Source organism: Rhodococcus sp. IEGM 1351, from assembly GCF_030056875.1.
GTDB classification, from domain to species: Bacteria; Actinomycetota; Actinomycetes; order Mycobacteriales; family Mycobacteriaceae; genus Rhodococcus_F; species Rhodococcus_F opacus.
The window spans coordinates 118,747-137,144 of record NZ_JASHKU010000023.1 but is presented as its reverse complement, the minus strand read 5'-3'; the positions used below and the strand labels follow the sequence as shown (position 1 = coordinate 137,144).

General features: G+C 66.0%; 18 protein-coding genes. 12 read left to right on the top strand and 6 right to left on the bottom strand.

Annotated elements, in window-relative coordinates:
- Positions 1–184: 184 nt before the first annotated feature.
- From QM806_RS31845 to QM806_RS31835, 3 genes are all read left to right on the top strand, one after another.
- A complete protein-coding gene (locus QM806_RS31845) occupies positions 185–847 on the top strand; it encodes a TetR/AcrR family transcriptional regulator (protein WP_065488446.1) in 663 nt (220 codons plus the stop codon).
- Between the two features lie 191 nt (positions 848–1,038).
- Positions 1,039–1,467, top strand: a complete 429-nt coding sequence (locus QM806_RS31840; RefSeq protein WP_283294001.1) for a DUF7144 family membrane protein — start codon at positions 1,039–1,041, stop codon at positions 1,465–1,467.
- A gap of 152 nt (positions 1,468–1,619) precedes the next feature.
- Positions 1,620–2,867 (top strand): cation:proton antiporter domain-containing protein, encoded by a 1,248-nt coding sequence (locus tag QM806_RS31835; RefSeq protein ID WP_169693299.1) that lies wholly within the window; start codon positions 1,620–1,622, stop codon positions 2,865–2,867.
- Between the two features lie 626 nt (positions 2,868–3,493).
- Here the strand turns inward: QM806_RS31835 and QM806_RS31830 are convergent.
- Positions 3,494–4,516, bottom strand: coding sequence for a glutamate ABC transporter substrate-binding protein (locus QM806_RS31830; RefSeq protein WP_120660002.1), 1,023 nt, complete (start codon positions 4,514–4,516; stop codon positions 3,494–3,496).
- Positions 4,516–5,964: a GlnX family signal transduction membrane protein gene (locus QM806_RS31825; protein WP_283293999.1), complete on the bottom strand. Its 1,449-nt coding sequence runs from the start codon at positions 5,962–5,964 to the stop codon at positions 4,516–4,518. Before QM806_RS31825 ends, QM806_RS31830 begins: the two co-directional genes overlap by 1 nt.
- Before the next feature lie 83 nt (positions 5,965–6,047).
- On the opposite strand from QM806_RS31825, the gene QM806_RS31820 reads away from it, so the two are divergent.
- The 6 genes from QM806_RS31820 (at position 6,048) to QM806_RS31795 (ending at position 9,981) form a co-directional block, all read left to right on the top strand.
- Positions 6,048–6,836, top strand: coding sequence for a hypothetical protein (locus QM806_RS31820; protein ID WP_283294003.1), 789 nt, complete (start codon positions 6,048–6,050; stop codon positions 6,834–6,836).
- 73 nt (positions 6,837–6,909) lie between these two features.
- The gene (locus QM806_RS31815; RefSeq protein WP_037205170.1) at positions 6,910–7,311 is read left to right on the top strand and encodes a LapA family protein; all 402 of its coding nucleotides are present in this window, start codon (positions 6,910–6,912) and stop codon (positions 7,309–7,311) included.
- A 250-nt stretch (positions 7,312–7,561) separates the two neighbouring features.
- The gene (locus QM806_RS31810; RefSeq protein WP_226955651.1) at positions 7,562–7,747 is read left to right on the top strand and encodes a hypothetical protein; all 186 of its coding nucleotides are present in this window, start codon (positions 7,562–7,564) and stop codon (positions 7,745–7,747) included.
- Positions 7,744–8,028: a hypothetical protein gene (locus QM806_RS31805; protein WP_005260773.1), complete on the top strand. Its 285-nt coding sequence runs from the start codon at positions 7,744–7,746 to the stop codon at positions 8,026–8,028. The genes QM806_RS31810 and QM806_RS31805 overlap by 4 nt, the downstream gene beginning before the upstream one ends.
- A gap of 235 nt (positions 8,029–8,263) precedes the next feature.
- The gene (locus QM806_RS31800) at positions 8,264–9,427 is read left to right on the top strand and encodes a Gfo/Idh/MocA family protein (protein WP_005566137.1); all 1,164 of its coding nucleotides are present in this window, start codon (positions 8,264–8,266) and stop codon (positions 9,425–9,427) included.
- An 86-nt stretch (positions 9,428–9,513) separates the two neighbouring features.
- Positions 9,514–9,981: a DUF4440 domain-containing protein gene (locus QM806_RS31795; protein WP_043789524.1), complete on the top strand. Its 468-nt coding sequence runs from the start codon at positions 9,514–9,516 to the stop codon at positions 9,979–9,981.
- Between the two features lie 54 nt (positions 9,982–10,035).
- Here QM806_RS31795 and QM806_RS31790 read toward each other — a convergent pair whose 3' ends face one another.
- Positions 10,036–11,442, bottom strand: coding sequence for a guanine deaminase (locus QM806_RS31790; RefSeq protein ID WP_005566142.1), 1,407 nt, complete (start codon positions 11,440–11,442; stop codon positions 10,036–10,038).
- 201 nt (positions 11,443–11,643) lie between these two features.
- Entirely contained in the window at positions 11,644–12,423 is a 780-nt protein-coding gene (locus QM806_RS31785) for a hypothetical protein (RefSeq protein ID WP_005566143.1), read from the bottom strand.
- A gap of 144 nt (positions 12,424–12,567) precedes the next feature.
- Here QM806_RS31785 and QM806_RS31780 point away from each other — a divergent pair, with 144 nt between their 5' ends.
- Positions 12,568–13,797 carry a cytochrome P450 gene (locus QM806_RS31780; protein WP_120660001.1) on the top strand — a complete coding sequence of 410 codons (1,230 nt, stop codon included), beginning with the start codon at positions 12,568–12,570 and terminating at the stop codon, positions 13,795–13,797.
- A gap of 3 nt (positions 13,798–13,800) precedes the next feature.
- Here QM806_RS31780 and QM806_RS31775 read toward each other — a convergent pair whose 3' ends face one another.
- The gene (locus QM806_RS31775) at positions 13,801–14,481 is read right to left on the bottom strand and encodes a class I SAM-dependent methyltransferase (protein WP_005260767.1); all 681 of its coding nucleotides are present in this window, start codon (positions 14,479–14,481) and stop codon (positions 13,801–13,803) included.
- Positions 14,482–14,801: 320 nt separating this feature from the next.
- On the opposite strand from QM806_RS31775, the gene QM806_RS31770 reads away from it, so the two are divergent.
- A complete protein-coding gene (locus QM806_RS31770) occupies positions 14,802–16,148 on the top strand; it encodes an MFS transporter (RefSeq protein WP_283293995.1) in 1,347 nt (448 codons plus the stop codon).
- Here QM806_RS31770 and QM806_RS31765 read toward each other — a convergent pair.
- Positions 16,112–16,714 (bottom strand): TetR/AcrR family transcriptional regulator, encoded by a 603-nt coding sequence (locus QM806_RS31765; protein WP_005566148.1) that lies wholly within the window; start codon positions 16,712–16,714, stop codon positions 16,112–16,114. The two genes, QM806_RS31770 and QM806_RS31765, sit on opposite strands and share 37 nt — an antisense overlap.
- 119 nt (positions 16,715–16,833) lie before the next feature.
- Here QM806_RS31765 and QM806_RS31760 point away from each other — a divergent pair, with 119 nt between their 5' ends.
- On the top strand, positions 16,834–18,384 hold the full coding sequence (locus QM806_RS31760) for an acyl-CoA synthetase (protein ID WP_005566149.1): 1,551 nt from the start codon (positions 16,834–16,836) through the stop codon (positions 18,382–18,384).
- Positions 18,385–18,398: the final 14 nt, after the last annotated feature.

Below are 18,398 nucleotides of genomic sequence, written 5' to 3'. Positions count from 1 at the left end.
CACTCCGCAAGGGCCGCTTGACAAACAGAGAGGCACCCCACATGAGACACGCTCTTAGGCTGGACCGTATGTGGCGACTGCTCGCGGAGTGGAGTAGTTGCCGAATTTGAGGAATTCGTCAATATTGATGACGCGCGGGTAGTGTGGGGGAGGGTCAGACGGATCAGGAGAAGGGCACGCAGGCATGACCGAGCAGATCGCCGATGCACCGAACCGCCTGGAACGGCGCAAGGCGCGTACCCGCGCCGCACTCGTACGCGCAGCCCAGTCCTTCATGGCGGCAGGGAAGCTGACCGCCCCGATTCTCGAGATCACCCAGGCCGCAGATGTCGGAATGGGGTCGTTCTACAACCACTTTCAGACCAAGGAGGAGCTCTTCCATGCGGCAGTGGAGGAGGCCCTCGACCGCCACGGCGCGGTGCTCGACGAACTGACCGCAGATCTGGACGACCCTGCCCAGATCTTTGCGCAGAGCTTCCGTCTGACCGGACGCCTGCATCGCAGGAATCCCGAACTGAGCAAAGTACTGCTCCGCGACGGGCCGAGTCTGGTCAGCTCGGACAAAGGTCTGGCGCCGAGAGCTCGCCGAGACATCGAGGCAGCTGCCCGTGCGGGCCGGTTCAACGTGCGCGATCCCGAACTGGCCCTGACAATCACAGCGGGGGCCGCACTGTGTCTGGGTCAACTGCTGCACGACCACCCCGAACGTGACGACGCGGAGGACACCGACCAGGTCACCGAGGACCTCTTGCGCATGTTCGGCCTCTCGGCCGACGAAGCCCACGAAATCTGCCGACGCCCCTTACCCGACGCCGACGATCAACCCCGAGGCGCAACCGCTACATAGACGTTCCGAGATGACCGGAGATCCGGCGGTCCGTGCTGGAATCCATCACGCGTGGGGGTCGTCCCCCTGCTTCTGGTCCTGGAGACAACTCTGCGGGCCCGTGTCCCGCGAAGTGCCGTCATCACCGGCCCGGCCGGAGGACAATGGAGTTCGCCGGAAACTTCACGCGTTGCCCGGGAAGGGAAACGGTCATGTCCGAGGAATCTGTGGTCGAACGCGGTGTGGCGCAAGGGTCCGCGATGGGTGGGGCGGTTCTGCTGGTCACCGTCGGTGTCCTCGAGCTACTCCAGGGCCTGTCCGCGATCTCCAAGGACGAGGTAATCGTCACCGGAGTCGACTACACCTACCAATTCGACCTCACCGCATGGGGGTGGACCCACCTGGTTCTCGGCGCGATCGTCACCGCCGCCGGAATCGCGCTGTTCACCGGTGCCACCTGGGCGCGAGGGGGCGCCATGGTGATCTGCGCAATCTCGATCATCGTCAACTTCCTCTGGTTGCCCTACTACCCCATGTGGGCGATCACGATCATCGCCCTCAACGCCGTGGTGATCTGGGCCGTCTCGACCTGGCACCCCGACAGAGACCGAGCCGCACGGCCATATCGACTGGCGAGATGAACGGCTAGCGACAACGAACAGTGCGACAGGCATTTCCGCAACCTGTGAGGACGACGATGGGACAGGGGATTCATCATGCGAATCGAGGGTTGCGGCCTCACGACCCGGCCTCGCGCCACGGCGATATCGACCGGGTGTGAGGCGTGGCCGCCATGACGTGGGCGCTGCCCGCGATCGCCGTGGTCCTGCTCGGCTTCGCGGCGATCTCCCGGCGCGTTGCGGGCACGCCGATCACCGCCCCGATCGTCTTCACCGTCACCGGGCTCCTGCTCGGCGTGGAGGCGGCCGGCGTGGTCGACGTGCACGCCACCGCCGAGATCGTCAAACTGCTCGCCGAGGTGACCCTGGCGTTGGTGCTGTTCTCCGACGCTGCACACGTCGACCTGGCCGAACTCCGCACCGAGATCTCCTTACCTGCGCGACTTCTCGGTATCGGTCTGCCGCTGACCATCGCGGCCGGATTCGGTGCCGCCGCGATCGTGCTCGGCGATCTCGCCTGGCCCGAGGCGTTGCTGCTCGCGGTGATCCTCGCCCCCACCGACGCCGCGCTCGGTCAGGCCGTGGTCACCCTCCCCGTGCTGCCGATGCGGATACGCCAGGGCTTGAACGTCGAAAGCGGCCTCAATGACGGTATCTGTGTGCCATTGTTCCTGATCGTGCTCGCGATCGCGCAAGCCGAAGCGGGCGCGATCGGCGATGGTGCGGCCGCCCGTCTGGTCACCGAGCAGATCGGATACGGGGTCGTCGCCGGGGTCGTGGCAGGCGTACTCGCCGCCACGGTCCTGGTGACGGCCGGTCGGCGCCACGCCCTCGACCCGCTGTGGGCGCACACCGTGCCGGTGACCGCAGCACTGCTCGCCTACACCGCCGCCGTGCCGCTGGGCGGTTCCGGATTCATCGCCGCGTTCGTCGGCGGACTGACCTTCGGCGCACTCCGGCGCCGCGCCGACGTCGACGACGACGCCGGGCACATGATCGACGAGACCGGTGACCTGTTCAGCGCCGTGACCTTCATCGTCTTCGGCGCCGTGCTGCTCGGTCCCGCACTCGGGAGTCTCTCCTGGGCCGTGCTCGGGTACGCCGTCGTGAGCCTGACCGTCGTCCGGATGATCCCCGTCGCACTGTCCCTTGTCGGCACCCACCCACGCGCCCCGACCCTGGCCTTTCTCGGCTGGTTCGGGCCCCGCGGCCTCGCCACCATCGTCTTCGCCATCCTCATCGTCGAAGAACCGGGCGAGCTACCCCACGAAGAACTACTCCTGACCACCGCGGTCATCACGATCGCACTCTCCGTCCTGGCGCACGGACTCACCGCCGCCCCCCTCGCCGCCCGCTACGCCGCCTGGGCCCGGGCCCACCCCCGCCCGGAGAACCGACCCGCCCCAGACGCTCGAAGGTGATTCCCGCACCCGCGGCCGCGTGATGTGTCCCCTGTAGTCCAGCGGCCCCTCTGATTGCTCACCATGCACGTGAACGAATTGATACATTATTCGGATCAATATGGACGGTTGTTAAATTTCATCATGTGAGAACATTCGGGTTTGGTGAAACGTTCCGCGATCGCGAACGCGATGAATGGAGTAAGAGAAGACCCCGTGAATTTTCCTGAATTGGCTGAGTGTCACCTTCGGCGGCGGCATCGGCCTCGGCTGACCGACGGAGCAATTCGGGACAGCGGTGGCCCGGCTCGCCTGGGGGCAGCCGGGCCGCCGGTCTGATCAGTATGTATGTGCTTCGACCGCGGCTGCACGCCGTCGCGAGGACTCGGGCGCACCAGCTCGCAGCCTGGGCGAAGAGAGTCGACATCGTGACCTAGTGGAGGAACAGTTGACCCGAAATGCGCTAGTGAAGCGCGGAATGATTCGACCGCCACTGATATGCGCATGCGAATTCGGGTGCGATCATCGGAATTGTCACGCACCAAGGGTGGCCAGTATTTTCATATTTTGTTGAAGAGTGCGTCTCCCGCATCGTCATCGACGAGGGATATGCGCGGTTCGAGACGGCGCCCGACGTTTCATGCCCCTCAATCACGATAGGTAGGTGGGGGCGGGCCCGCGACGGGTCCGAGCGGGGCCGCTAGCCACCGGTCGTAGATGCTCGTCCACGTGCCGTCTGCACGTAGTCGGTCGAGGGTGCCGTTGACGAACCGCACCAGATCTTCCCTGCCCTTGTTGACACCGATCGCCCAGTGCTCTTCTGCCTCCAGCCGTGGCCCCACGATCTGAAGATTCCGGTCCTGGGAAGCGAGTCCGGCGAGGATCGAGTCGGAGGTGCTGGTCGCGTCGGCCTGCTTCTTCTGCATGGTGACCAGGCAGTCGTCCCAGTCGGGGACCGCGATGATCGTGGCGTCCGGCGCGACCCGTTGGACGGTGCCAAGCGACGTGGTGTCGATGAAGGTGCAGACCCGCTTTCCGGCCAGGTCCGCCGGTCCGGCGATGTCGGAACCCCGAGGGACCAGAATGCGTTGAAAGGCGCGGACATACTCGGTGGAGAAGCCGACGAGTTGTGCACGTTCACACGTGATCGAAAAGCCATGGACGACGACGTCTACGTCATTGTTCTCGAGTGCGGAGAACCGGCCGGCGGAGGTGAGCAGCCGGAACTCGATTTTGGTCGGATCGCCGAAGATGTCCCGGGCGATCTCCTTCGCCACATCGATGTCGAACCCCTGCAGGGTGCCCGTGGTCGGGTCTCGGAAGCTGAACAGATTGGTGTTCTGGTCGACGCCGACGATCAACCGGCCCCGTCCCGCGATCTCGGCGAGTGATCCCCCGGGCGGCATCTGCCCGGGCGGGGGCTGCGGGCCGGGTCGCAGGCTCGCGAGCGACCCGCACGACTCGGGGAGCGGCGGTTCAGGCGGCGGACTGTTCGTGGGCGGGATGATCTGTGCGCCTTCCGTCATCGGTCGTGCGGTGTAGGTGCCCGTGATGGGCGGGGTGAGAGGGTCGGGTGCGGCGCAGCCGGCGAGGACAGCGACGGCAAGAACGCCGACGAGGTGCCGGGCGCACCGTCTTGCCACCGGTCTCGAAAGCCTCACCTGTGTCATCAGTGGTACTCGTTCAATCGCGGCCAGATTCCCCCGCCGACGGCGAATCCGCAGGACACGCCAATAATCATGCTACCGACTGCCAGTGCCGACATCGACCGGTAGACGTCCGTCACCGCGCTGGCCTCGTCGTTGCGGAGTCGCTCGATCGCGTTCCTGAGGGACTCGTCCAGGGCGGCGAACTGCGTCGACGATGTGCCCGAGCCGGATCCGGCGGCGATCGCCGCAGCTGTCGGGTAGTCACCGCGCTCGAGGGCGCCCTCGATGTCCCGGTGCGCGGCCAGCCAGCCGTCGCGAGCCGTCACGGCGTCGCGGAGGTGTTGCTCGGCGGCGCGACCATGCGAGCTCTCCAGCTGCCGGGTGAGCTCGTCGGACAAGGCCTGGGAGTGCCGCGCGTAGTCGACTTCCGACTGGGTGTCGGACCCGCGTTGCAGGATGGCGAGAGTTTCGTCGGCGCGGGCCTGCTGCGCCAGGATGCGAGCGCGGGCAACCGCGTTGATGGGTTGCGTTCCTTCGGTTCTCGCGTGTTCACTCGCCGATGTCGACACCAGGCTTCCGGCGATCAGCCACAACAGAAGCCCGGCCATCAGCAGGGTGGCGACAGCGAGGCCTGGGTTGAACCGGCGTTTGCTCTTCCGGATGAGGTACAGCTGGGCGAGGACGAGGGCGACGAGGGCGGCCGCCGTCACCGTGAAGGCGGCCGCGGGCAGCTGGGCGGTGTGCGTCTGGGTCTCGGCGACCGCCTCGGCCTGATGGACGTAGAGTCGCTCCGCCAACGGGAGGATGGTGTCCTGCATGAGCGCGGACGCATCGGCCAGATACGCCACCCCGACCGGGTTGCCGGCCCGGTCGTTCGCCTGAGCCGTGGCCACGAGGTTGAAGTACTCGGCGAGGTCGCGCACCACGTCCGACAGCAGTGCCAGCGATTCGGCGTCCTGCGACGACACCCCGTTGGTCGCCGTGACAAGCGCGTTCGACGCGTCCCCGATCGCCTGGGTGAACTGCTCCGCGCCGGTAGACGACTCGACACCACCGCCACCGGAGATGAAGGACGTGATAGCGGCGGCATCGGCGATCGACAGCGAGCTGTAGAGGGCCTGGGCGGCGTTTGCCAGGGGCTCGGTGTGGGTGCGCAGTGTCTCGACGCGCTGTTGCCGCGCGCCGACCGCCGCCGAGGTGATCGCGCCCGCCGCGATGACCGCGGCGATGAGCGCGATCCCCAGCATGGACAGCCGTCCGGGCGTGGACGCGAAGAATTCGACCCACGGGCGGCGGCGGGCTACGGGCTCGACGAGCAGGTCCTCGTCGAGCGTGGGAGCGTCGGTGACGGCGTGCTCGCCGCGGTGGAACATCCGGTCCTCCTGCACCGCCTCCGCGGTTCCGGTAAGAGCACCGATCCGGGCCGCGGGGCTGAGTTCAGTGTGCACCGACGGTGCCGATCGGCGCACCGACTCGGGACACCGACACCGTAGGAACCAGATTTCCGGTGACCGGGACGGCTGAGCCCGGTGGAACCGGGTACTCGCGCGGTATGAACAGGTGGGTGTGTCGCTCCGCGCTGTCGCTGTTGGTAGCCGGGCTCGTCGCGTTCGCGTCCGGAATGACGGCTCACTCGGCGCCGACGCCCGACAGGATCGACGAGGTGCCGGGGCGGACCGCGCTGTCGTTCATGCACACCCCGAGCGGAACCCGCGTCGGGACGGCGAATCAGGGGGAAGCCAGGCCGGGATTGTCCATCGTGAAACTGTATGTAGCCGACTACCTGCTCCGGCACGGCGACGGCTCGCCCGAGGAGCTCGCGCTCGGGCAGCGGATGATCCGTGACAGCGACGACAACGCCGCCTCGCAGGCGTACGCCAAGTACCCGCAGTCGATCGATGTGATCGCCGCCGAGTATCGGCTCACCAGTACCCGGGGATCCGGATTCTGGGGCGACGCGGTGACCAGCACCGCGGACACCGTGACGTTTCTCGAGGCGAAGAAGACCATCGATCCGGACAGCCAGATTCTGGAGTGGATGGCCACCGCGGCCCCCGCCGCCGCCGACGGAACCCATCAGAACTGGGGCACCGGGCGGCTGCCGTCGGTGACCGGAACCAAATGGGGCTGGTCGGACTACGGGCCCAGTGTTGTCGCTTCTGCGTCGTTCGGGCCTGATTTCTCGGTATCGGCCAACACGTACGGCACCGCCGAACAGCACACCAGCGACGTGCTCGGTGCCTTCGCGCAGGACCCGGTGTCACCCCCGCCGCAGGTGGCGCCGGATCCCATCCAGGATTTGATCGACCGTTACCTGCCCCCGGCGATTACACCACGATGATCGACAACCCGACGCGCCCGAGGGAACAGCCCCGACCCGGTTGGTGGGGTGACGGCCTGGGTAATCGGGTCTCATGTTGCCGCCAACGGACGAAACACCGAACTCCGGATCCGGTCTCCCGACAGGACACCCGCCTGGTGGTGAGGTGCCGTCCTCCGACCCGCGTCCCCACGACGCGGGTTCCGGGGTGCCGTCGGACGTGGCGAGAGGCAAGGGGATCAAGCACACCCGTACCGGGGCGACCTGGACTGGTCTGGTCATCGGCATCCTCGTCCTGGTCCTGCTTCTCGTGTTCATCCTGCAGAACCTCGACAGCGTCGTCCTGGAACTGTTCGTCTGGGAGTTCACGGTCCCGCTCGGTGTCACCCTGCTGTTCGCGGCCATCGCGGGCGCGGTGATCATGGCGCTCGTCGGCGGTGTACGGATCCTTCAGATCCGGCGGGCAGCGAACCGGCAACGGAAACTGACCACCTGACCGTTGCTCGTTTCCGTGTTCGCTCGATCGATGCGTCGACCGGTCAGGCCCTCGGCCGAGAGATTTCGAGTAGTCGACTACTCGGTTCAACTGTCGAATCTCCTCATACGGTCGGTCCTGTATCGCATTCGTGATTCGACGAAAGGACACCGAAATGGCTTGGTCGACAACCCCTCAGGGGCTTTTTCTCGCCGCTGGGCAGGCGAATCAATTCTCCTTCTCGTTTGGAGACATCTGGAAGGGGCCACAGTTGGCGACTGCGAGACTCGATGCCAGCCAGGGTGGTGGTGGCACGAAGATCCTGATGACGCAGTGGCAGGGCACCGCCAACGCACCGGTGTTCGGCGGCCCCAGCAAGCAGTACTACGTGCTCGGCATTCACAACAGCTCCACTTCGGGCGTGTGGTTCCATCTGGAAGGAGGCGTCCTCGCATGACGACACAGGAATCACCACGGGTTTCCCAGATGCAGGTCCTGGCGGACGAACAGGGCAGCATTCTCGCCGCTGTCCTGCGAACTGCGGACGTGGCGTCGGGCCCGGCATCGGGTGAGGACGTTCCGCCTCAGGTTTCGCTTGTTCCTTCGGAAGGCCAAGCGTTGCATGAACTCTCTGTTCCCGGTGGAGCATCGGGGGACGAGATGTTCGAGTCGCTGGATCAGTGGATGGTTCGGGTCGACGCCGGCGTACCGGCACTGGTGCGACGCGCGGGTGCGTAGCCGCTGACGGAAGTGCGCTGGTTGATCCGGGTGAGGGTCACCGGCTCACGGCAGGGGACCGCTGGTCGGGCTTTCAGCGGTCCCCTCCGCGCAGGGTGGTGTGAGGTTCGAGTAGGTCGGAAAGCCATCAAAATCACCTCGAGAGCCACTTTGTCAGCACAAATGATTGACTTCGCTCCCGGCGCGCAGCACTGTCGTAGAGACACACGCCGCCCGATCAGTTCCGGAGTCGATCTTGACCAACGTCAACCCCACCGAAATCGCAGTAGCCGTCGCCGGATTCGGCTGGATGGGCCGAGTGCACACGAACGCATATCTCCGTCAGCGCCACCACTTCCCGGAAGCGCCGCCGATCCGTCTGGGCGCCGTCGCCGACGAGGTACCTGGCCGCGCCGAGGAGGCCGCCGCCCAATTCGGGTTCGGCGTAGCGCTGACCGACTGGCGTGACATCGCCGCCGACCAGAACATCGACGCAGTCAGCATCACCGCACCGAACTTCCTACACCGCGAGATCGGTGTCGCGATGGCCGAGGCGGGCAAGCACATCTGGATCGAGAAGCCGGTCGGGCTGTCATCCGAGGATGCGAAGGCAGTGGCCGCCGCCGTCGAGAAGGCGGGCGTCCAGTCGACCGTCGGATTCAACTACCGCAACGCACCCGCCGTCGCGATGGCGCACGACCTCATCGCGTCGGGCGAACTGGGCACCATCACGCACTCGCGATTCCGCTTCCTCAGCGACTACGCCGCGCATCCGGACGGGGCGCTGAGCTGGCGTTACGAGAACGCGCGCGGTGGGTCGGGCGTTCTGGGAGACCTTGCCTCGCACGGTGTCGACCTGGTCCGGTACCTGCTCGGCGACATCGACGCAGTCGTGGCCGACACCGCGATCTTCATCCCCCAGCGCGCTGTCCCGACGGGTGCCACCAGCGGGCATGCGCGCGCGACGGGCGGCAAATTGGGGCCGGTGGAGAACGACGACTTCGTCAGCGCGCTGGTTCGCCTGTCGTCCGGCGGACGGGTAACGCTGGACGCGAGTCGCGTGGCCGTCGGCGAGCAGAACAACTACGGGTTCGAAATCCACGGCACCAAGGGTGCGGTGTACTGGGACTTCCGCCGGATGAACGAACTCGGAACGAGCCTCGGGAGCAAATACCAGGACCAGTCGATCACCACGGTGTGGGTGGGCCCCGACGCAGGAGCGTATGCCCGTTTCCAGCCGGGTTCCGCGTCCTCGATGAGCTACGACGACCTCAAGGTCATCGAGGGGAACAACTTCATCGCCTCGATCGTCGACGGAAAGCCCCGGGGCGCAACGATCGCCGACGCCGTGGCCGCGGCCGAAGCTCTCGACGCCATCACGGCATCGGTCGCATCCCGTGCGTGGGTCGACGTGCGCTGATCCGATCCGCAGAGCCAGGTCCCGGAGTTACGCTTTATCGGTTAGCGGGTCAATTCCCGTAGGCGCCTTTCTCCGCGGAGGTTGGTATGAATACCACACCGTTCGGCTTGGGCTTTGCGATTCTCGCGTTGGCAATTTCGGCGGTCGCCTGTTCCTCGGTCAGTTCCTCTGACTCCGAAGACAATTGCGTGCGCGCGACAGACAGTGAACTGGATGCGCTCTTCACGAGTTGGAATGACGCACTGGAAAGCGGTGACGCGAGCAGGGTCGCCGCGTTGTACCGGCCGGATGCGGTGCTGCTGCCGACCCTGTCGGTGCCTATCGCCGACACTCCGGAGAAGATAACGGAGTATTTCGTCAACCTGATCAAGGCCGATCCCATCGCCCGCATGGAAGAAAGTTTCAAGTATTCGGATTGCAACCTCGCCTACAACGTGGGCCGCTGGGTCATCAACGCCAACGGTCAAGATGTGGCGGCCAGGGTGACGTGGGTCTATCGGTACGAAGACGGAAAGTGGCTGATTGCCAACCACCATTCGTCGGTGAACCCCTAGCCGTGACCGCCGGTCGACCGTGAGGTCGTCCGGCGGTCGCGGGGAACCACCCGTCTAGGACGCCTTGGCTTTTCGGCCTGCGACGTAGACCTCGGAGATGGACGTGTCGCGTATCCCCATCAGCAACGCGAACAGGGTCTGATCGCGGGCCAGATCGGGATCGGCGGCGCGAACGGCGTTGCGCAGCAGGCCGTCGAGCGCAGGCGTGCCGGACGGGTCGACGACGACGAAGTCGGCTTCCTTACCCACGTCGAAATTGCCGAACCGGTTCTCCATGTCCAGTGCCCGGGCGCCGCCGAGGGTGCCGACGAACAGCATCTCGGCCGGATGCATCGACACCCCGTCGTCACCGGCCTCGGTGATGTGCACCTTGAACGCGTCGCCGAGCACCCGGGGAATCAGCCATTCGTCGCCGCCGCCGAAATCGGTTCCCACCGAGATATTGACGCCCGACGCGACGGTGCGCTTCCACGGCATCGTTCCGGATCCCAGGAACAGCTGCGAGATCGGGCAGTGCGAGACGGACGTGCCGGTCTCGGCCATCCGTTCGAGCTCGACATCCTGACAGTGCACGCAGTGCGCGAGGATGGTGCGTCGGCCCAGCAGGCTCTTCCCGCCCACTTCCGAGCCGGGCAGGAACTTCCCGTCGTACGTGTCCAGGTATGAATTCACCTGATAGGTCTCTTTGGTCGAGTCGACCTCGCCGGTGCCGGGCCGATTGTTCTCGTTGAGGTGCGAGTGCACGTACACCCCGCGGTCCCGGACCTCTTCGTAGAGTTCTCCGAGATTCTTCAGGGTCTCGGGGGTCACCGACAGCGAGAACCGCGGGATGATTGCCACGTGTAGCAACGCCGTGGCGACATCGCCGGTGTCGGCGCCGTGCCATTTCTCGATCTCCTCGCGGGTGAGCCGGATCGCGTCCTCTTCGGAGGTCATCAGCGGCTGAGCGGTTTCGCCGCCGACGGTCTGAATTCCGCGGCCGCTGACGATCCGCAGACCGGCCTTCTGCGTCTCGGTGAACAACGCGTCCTGCGCATGTGGGAACGCCGACCCGAACACCATGGCGGCCGTGGTGCCCGCCGAGATGCGCCGGTTGGTGAACTCGACGGCCGCCTGCTGCGCGAACTCCGGGTCGGCGAACTTCGTCTCCGACGGGAACATGCACAGGGTCAGCCATTCCAGCAGCTGACCGCCGCCGTAGGAGTCGCCGGCGTAGGTCTGCGGGAAGTGGATGTGGGTGTCGACGAACCCCGGCAGCAGAAAGCCGGGCCTGTGGTCGTGCACGGTGCCGGACTCGTAATCCGACGGGATCTCGGCTCGGTCACCGCAGAACACGATTCGCCCGCCGTCGTCCAGCACCAGGGCGCCGTCGGGAATCGATACCAGGGCGGCCGCGGCTTCGGTCACTTTCGGTGTGCCGGCGATGTGGAAGATGTGCCCGAGATGGGTGTGCGTGGCCATGCGATGAACTCCCGTCGAGTGGTAACGGATCATGCCTTCTGCAATGAACTTCGGCGGCTGGACGAAGCCCAGCCGAGTAGCACCTGTGCGGCCGTGCCGCACCCACGATGAGATAACAGCCCGTACTCACAATGCCACCGATCAGACCCGGGTCGCGGCCGAACAGGCCAAGCGCCCGCGGCAATCACGGCCGGCTCGGTGCTACTGCGGGGGTGTGCGGTCGTCGACGAATCGACGGATGACCTTGTCCCAGCCCAATGACTCGAGAAGTTCCGCGGCGGTGGCCCGCGACGTGAGCGGCCGGAGCACGTCGATGTCGAGGTCGCCGCTGGTGCCCAGGACGTCGTCGAGGCGCAGGCAGTCGACGTACCCGTAATCCGTCCAGGGTTCGACGTGGCCGTCCCAGTCCGCGGTGTCGGCGTACGGCCCGCCGAGACGCAGCTTCCCGCTGCGGTGGATCATCACGTACCGCGGAACCACCTGCATCGTCTCGTTGGCAGTCGCCAGGGTCACCTCGGGGTCGGCGGCGGGATCTGCGCCCGCGAGCCGGCGCTCGTAGGACGCCGTCTTGACCGTTGCGACCTCGACCAGCGCCCGCACGTAGACCCATCGTGCCCGCTCGATCGAGCCCGCCCACGCCGATTCCTCGTCCGCGCAGGAGAAGACGTTCTCGGCCGGGGTTCGTATCAGCAGCCGCGTCCCCACCCGTTCGTGATCGACAACCAGGTCTCCGTCGACGACGAGTTCGTCGTCGTACTCGCGGACCCCGGTGATCGTCGCCACCGCGAGCACCTCGTCGTCCGGCGCGGTGACGAACAGTTCACGCTCGGACCGGACGCTGTCGGCATCACCGGGAAACGGGCCACGGCCTCTGGCGAACGCTTCGGGCTGGGTCAAGTCGGCGCGAAACCCGGTCTCGGTCATCCCCAACGGATGATCGCGCACCTCTCGCAGGTTGCCGAGCCGAACCCTCGACGCCACAGGTCGATCCTCCCCGTTTCATCTCCGGCGCACCGCCGGGTGATCCTATGATCATAGCTGTTGACCTGCGGTGATGCCTCATCAGCGTAACCACGGCTTCCCCAGTAGGGTCGCAGTATCGATACGACCGACCGAGGGGGACCGGTGACGGGTTCTGCGTCCGAAAAAATCATCTCGCCCGCATCACGCGCGTTCTGGGACCGAAGTTTCGCGGGCCGTCGCGCGATGTTCGAGGAGCTTCGTCAGCGAGCGCCGATCGAGTTCCACGCGGAAACAGCCGGTCCGGGCTTCTGGTCGGTCGTCGGATACGACGACGTGGTCGCGGTCAGCCGGAACCCGGATGTCTTCTCCTCGGCCAAGGGCTTCACCATCGACGACGTCCCGGCCGAGATCCTCGAGTTCGCCATGTCGATGATCGCCATGGACGACCCCCGGCACCGGCGTCTGCGCGGCATCGTGCAATCGGCGTTCACCGCGGCGTCGGTGCGGGGCATCGCCGAGCGGGTGCGCGGCTACGCTGCGCAGATCGCCGCGGACCTTCCCCGAGATGCCGAGTTCGACTTCGTTCCCGACGTTGCGACCCGGTTGCCGGTGCAGGTGATCTGCGAGTTGCTGGGGATCCCGGAGAGCGACCGGCCGATGATCCTGGCCGCGGCGGCCGACGTCATCGCCGGAGGTGGTGATCGGGAGTTCGTCACCGCACCCGGCGGCGCGGCCGGCCTGGGCCAGATCTACGGGTACGCCCTCGAACTGGGTGAGAGATGCAAGACGGATCCCGGCGAGGATCTGACGTCCCGGCTGGTGTCGACGGTGGTCGACGGCGAGACCCTCACACCGACCGAGTTCGGTTCGTTCGTCATCCTGCTGATCACGGCCGGTTTCGAGACCACCCGGCAAGCGTTGGCCTGGGCGCTGCATCTGCTCACCGAGCACCCCGACCAGAGAGAATTGCTGCTCGCCGATTTCGCCGGCCACATCGACAACACGATCGACGAGGTGATCCGCTTCGCCTCCCCGGTGCCCTACATGCGGCGCACCGCGACCGTCGACACCGAGCTCGGCGGCGCCCACATCGCGGCGGGGGACAAGGTCGTCATGTGGTACCTGTCCGCGAACCACGACGAACGCATCTTCGACGGTCCGGGCCGGTTCGACATCACCCGGGCGAACGCAGGCAAGCATCTCGGTTTCGGTGCGAAAGACATTCACCACTGCCTGGGTATGAACCTCGCACGGCTGGAGCTGCGCGTCATGCTCGAAGAACTCCTCACCGCCCACCCCGCACTCCACGCGGTGGGTGAACCGGCGCTGCTGCTCTCCGCGTTCATCAGCGGCATCGCCGCACTGCCCGCCCGGACACGTGACGGACGGTGAGGTTCACGCAGGCCGACGCCCGGAAATCATGACGAGTGGCATCTCGGTGATGCGGGAGACGTGCTCGTCGACGAGATCGAGTCGGCTCGCGAGATCACGCGCCTCGTCGAGACTGATGGAGCGACCGGCGATCCAGGTGTGGAAGATCGCGAGATTGATGCTGCCGAGGACGCGCGGCGCCTTGTAGTTCTCGACGAACTTTTCGGCGTCCTCGAAACTTGTGCTGCGGTCCGCATCGGTGATCAGCAGCGGGCCACCCGGTTTGAGGACACGCACGCACTCGGCGAGTCCGGCCTCGCGCGACGACCAGTGCTTGATGGAGCCGTAGCTGATCACACCGTCGAATGTCTGGTCGGGGAAGTCGAGCCGCGTGGCGTCGCCGACGTCGAACCGGACCCGGTGGCCGTAGTGACGCATGCGTTTGGTGGCGCGCTTGATCTGGGCTTCCGACAGATCGAGGCCGAGAATGTGCACGTCGGGGCGCTGGTCGGCGATGTAGTTCGTGAACAGTGCCCCGCCCGATCCGACGTCCAGAATGCGGGCGTTCGGTGGGAGATGCGGCAGAAAGTACTCGTCGATGACGTGGCGTGAGCGGTAGACGGCCGGGGCCACGATGGTCTCGTACATCCAGGCGTGAGCCGGCGTGTAGATCGCGGTGATGGGGTCGAACGGTGCCATCGGCATGGTCGCGCTCCTCGTTGATATCCGTGTTCCCACGGCCCTCGAACCGTGCGGGTCGACTTCCCGTTCTCGATTCGAGATTAACGGGCGTGCGGTCTGTTTTGCACGATCGCAGCGTGCGTGAGGAGGCTGATCGAGGGTGATGACGGGGTCAGTCCCGGTGCAGTCCTTTCCTGCGAGCGTGAATCCGGAAAACGCGTCACTATTCCGGACTCCGAAAATCCAAACATAGACACAGCGTCCATTTATAGATACTGTCGCCAGCATTGGCTCCTGTGATCCGGACCACACGCATCGCAGGGTGACTCGTCGAGAGGACGCAGATGGCACTGGACGTCTCCACCACGCACACGCTGACGGCCGGCAGGCGGACCCGGGGGAAGAACCTGGGTCTGCTCACGGCCTCGACCGCGATGGACAACGCCGAGAACAGCATCACCACGGTGTTGTTCCCGTTGATGCGGGAGGCGTTGGGGCTCTCGTCGTCGGCGCTCGGCGTCATCGTGGCGGTGTCCAAGGCGGTGGGCATCTTCGCCGCGGTTCCGTGGGTGTTCCTCGCCAAACGGTTCTCGCGCCGGGCCGTGCTTGCGACGTGTTCGGGCTTCTGGGGTGTGTGGGTGATCCTGGCGGGCCTGTCGAGCAGTTTCACCCAGTTCGTCATCCTGTACGGCATCGCGGCTGCAGGCTTCGCGGGCGCGGGGCCCATCGCTCTCGAGATCATGGGCGATCTCTACGACGACAGACGGCGCGGCCGGGCCACCGGGATGCTGTACGGCGGCGTAGCCATCATCACCGGCGTGAGCGCCCCGCTGTTCGGTCAGCTGTCGGGGTTCGACGACGGCTGGCGGTACGGCTACGTCCTCTCCGGCTGTATGTGCATTCTGATCGGTGTTCTCGTCGTCGTGTTTCTCGACGACACACGGCCCGGCGGGGGCGAGAACGGGGCTGGCGGCGCGGCGGTGAAAGCGGAGGAGAAGGCGCAGAACGTCGTCGCCGGTGTGCGGGAGCTGCTGCGCATCAAGACGTTCCGTTACATCCTGGTGCAGCGGCTGTTCTCGGGGCAGAACGTGATCATGAGTTTCGGCGTCGTGTTCCTGGTGGAGGAGCGGGGATTCTCGACGGCCACCGCAGCGATCGTCGCTACGCCGTTCGCGATCGGGTACCTGCTCGGAACCGTGGTCGGCGGCCGTCTCAACGACGCCGTGCACCGCCGGTGGCCCGCGAGTGGACGGGTGATGATGCTGCAGGCCAGTCAGTTGGCCTTCGCGGCAGCGGTATTCGTCGAGCTGAAGATGGCGACGTCGTCGATCGGATTCTTCGTCGCGATCTTCGCGGTGGTCGGGTTCCTGCAAGGGCAGGTGCCGGTGGTCAACCGTCCGCTGATCATGGCGGTGGTGCGCCCGGAACAACGGGCCCTGGCCTTCGCGGTGTCGGTGTCGACGGTGGAGGCGCTCGCATACGCGGGATATGCGCTGCTGGTCGGCTATCTGGGCGAAGCGATCGGGTTGCAGGGAGCGCTCCTGCTCGTGACCGTGGCGCTCACCGTCGTCAACGGGTTGTGCTCCGGCCTGCTGTACCGGCCGTACGCACGAGACAGTGCCGCGGTGCGCGACTCTCCGGTGGCGCCGTCGTCCTACGAGGGTGAGCCGTCGAAGCCGGAAGCCCAGTAGCGTCCACGCAGCGACAACTCCAGCAACATTTCGGTGACGGCTTCCGGTGTGAGCGGTGGTGGATCGGATTCGAGCCACCACTGCAGCACCGTCACCTGTTCGCCCACCCACGCCCGCGACAGCACTTCCATGTCGATGCGGGGTGTGACCCCGTTCGCGTCGGATCGGGCCGAGAAGATCTGGGCGGCAAGGGCGGTCCGTTCGTCGACGAATCGGCGCAGTGCGCGCCCGTCGCCCTCGCCGCGCAGTACGACGCGGTAGGCGTCGCGTTCCTCGGCGGCGTGCCGGAACATTTCGAGCACCGGCTTGCCGGTGAACCCCACCGAGGAGTCGGACACGAGGGGCCGCAACCGCTCCTTCAGGTCCTCGCCGAGGTCGGCGACGATCTGGCCGAGCAGTTCGTCCTTGTCCGTGTAGTGCGTGTAGAACGTCGCGCGGCCGACGTCGGCACGTTCGGTGACGTCTTCCACGGTGACTGCGGAATATCCCCGTTCGAGCACGAGCGAGACGAGTGCGTCACGCAGCAGCCGCTTGGTGCGGCGCACACGCCGGTCTTCGGTGGCCACGGTGACTTCCGCCCTTCGTCTCACGTCAGCAGTCCCGTCAGCATAGTGCACCCTTGACATCGCGCCCGATGCTGGACACTATGTCCAATAACGATCAACACGTCGATCTTGGAGACTGTATGAATCTCGGTACCTACCTCACCCGGAGTGCGAAGTTCCGGCCGGACAGCGAGGCCGTGGTGTGCGGCGACAGTCGCCTGACCTACCGGGAACTCGACGACTCGACCAACCGTCTCGCCTCCGCGCTGATGCGCACCGGCCTCGGGATCGGCGACGCGGTGGCCACTTTCGCCGGCAACTGCGGAGAACTCGTCGTGACCGAGATGGCCGTGTGCAAGGCGGGATTCGTGCGCGTTCCCGTCAACGCGCGCCTGGGAGCCGACGAACTCGGCCACGTCCTGCGCGACGCGAACGTCAAGACGCTCTTCGTCGACCCCGCGCACGCCGACGTCGCGTTGAAGGTCGTCGCGGATCTGGGCCTCGACATCGCCGTCTACGACTACGGGAACAGCGCACCCGGCGCGGACCGGTACGCGGATCTCCTCGCCGACGGACTCGGCGATCCCGTCGCCGTCGACGTCACCGAAGACGCGCCCGCCGTCCTCAACTACACGTCCGGGTCCACCGGAAAACTCAAGGCCGCCGTGCAGACGTACGGAAATCGACTCGCCAACATGCGCAAACGCTTGATGAACCCGACCGGCGCGCCCACCGACACGGACCGGTATCTCGCCCCGGGACCGATCACCCACGCCTCCGGAATGATGATGCTCGGCGTGCTCGCCCGCGGCGGCGCGGTCGTCGTCCTGCCTGCCTTCGACACCGAGTTGTTCCTGCGAACCATCGAGAAGGAACGCATCACCACCACCTTCGTCGTTCCGACGATGCTGAACATGCTGATGGACCATCCGGCCGCGAACGACGTCGACCTGTCGAGCCTGCGGTGCGTCGGCGTCGGCGGCGCCCCGGTCTCACCGCAACGGCTACGCGACGCCGTCGCGATGTTCGGCCCCGTCGTCATGCAGGGATACGGTCTCGGGGAGACGACGAGTGGCATCACCGTGCTCACCTACGACGACGTCGTGCGAGGCGTCGAATCCGATCCGGAACTGCTGAAGTCGTGCGGGCGACCGGTATTCGACACCGAGGTTCGCGTGGTGGACGACGCAGGGAACGAACTGCCGGCAGGCGGGATCGGCGAGATCGTCGCGCGCGGCCCCGACTGTGTGCGCGAGTACTGGCACGAGCCGGATCTGAGCGCGGAGACGTTCGTCGACGGCTGGGTCCACACCGGGGATGTCGGGTACTTCCGTCACGACGGTTATCTGTTCATCGTCGACCGCAAGAAGGACATGATCATCTCGGGCGGGTTCAACATCTACTGCAGCGAGGTGGAAGCAGCGCTGTACGAGCACCCGGCCGTGTCCGGCGCGTGCGTCGTCGGTGTTCCCGACGAGAAGTGGGGGGAGGCAGTCAAAGCCGTCGTGGTCACGCGGACCCCGGTGACCGAGGAGGAGCTGATCGAGCACTGCGCCGAACGCCTCGCGCGAATGAAGAAGCCGCGTTCGATCGACTTCGTCGACAGCCTTCCCGTCAACCGCAACGGCAAGATCGACCGCAAGTCGGTGCGCGAATGCTACTGGGCGCAGGCCGCCCGCCACGTCAACTGAAAGCGGAGCCTCCG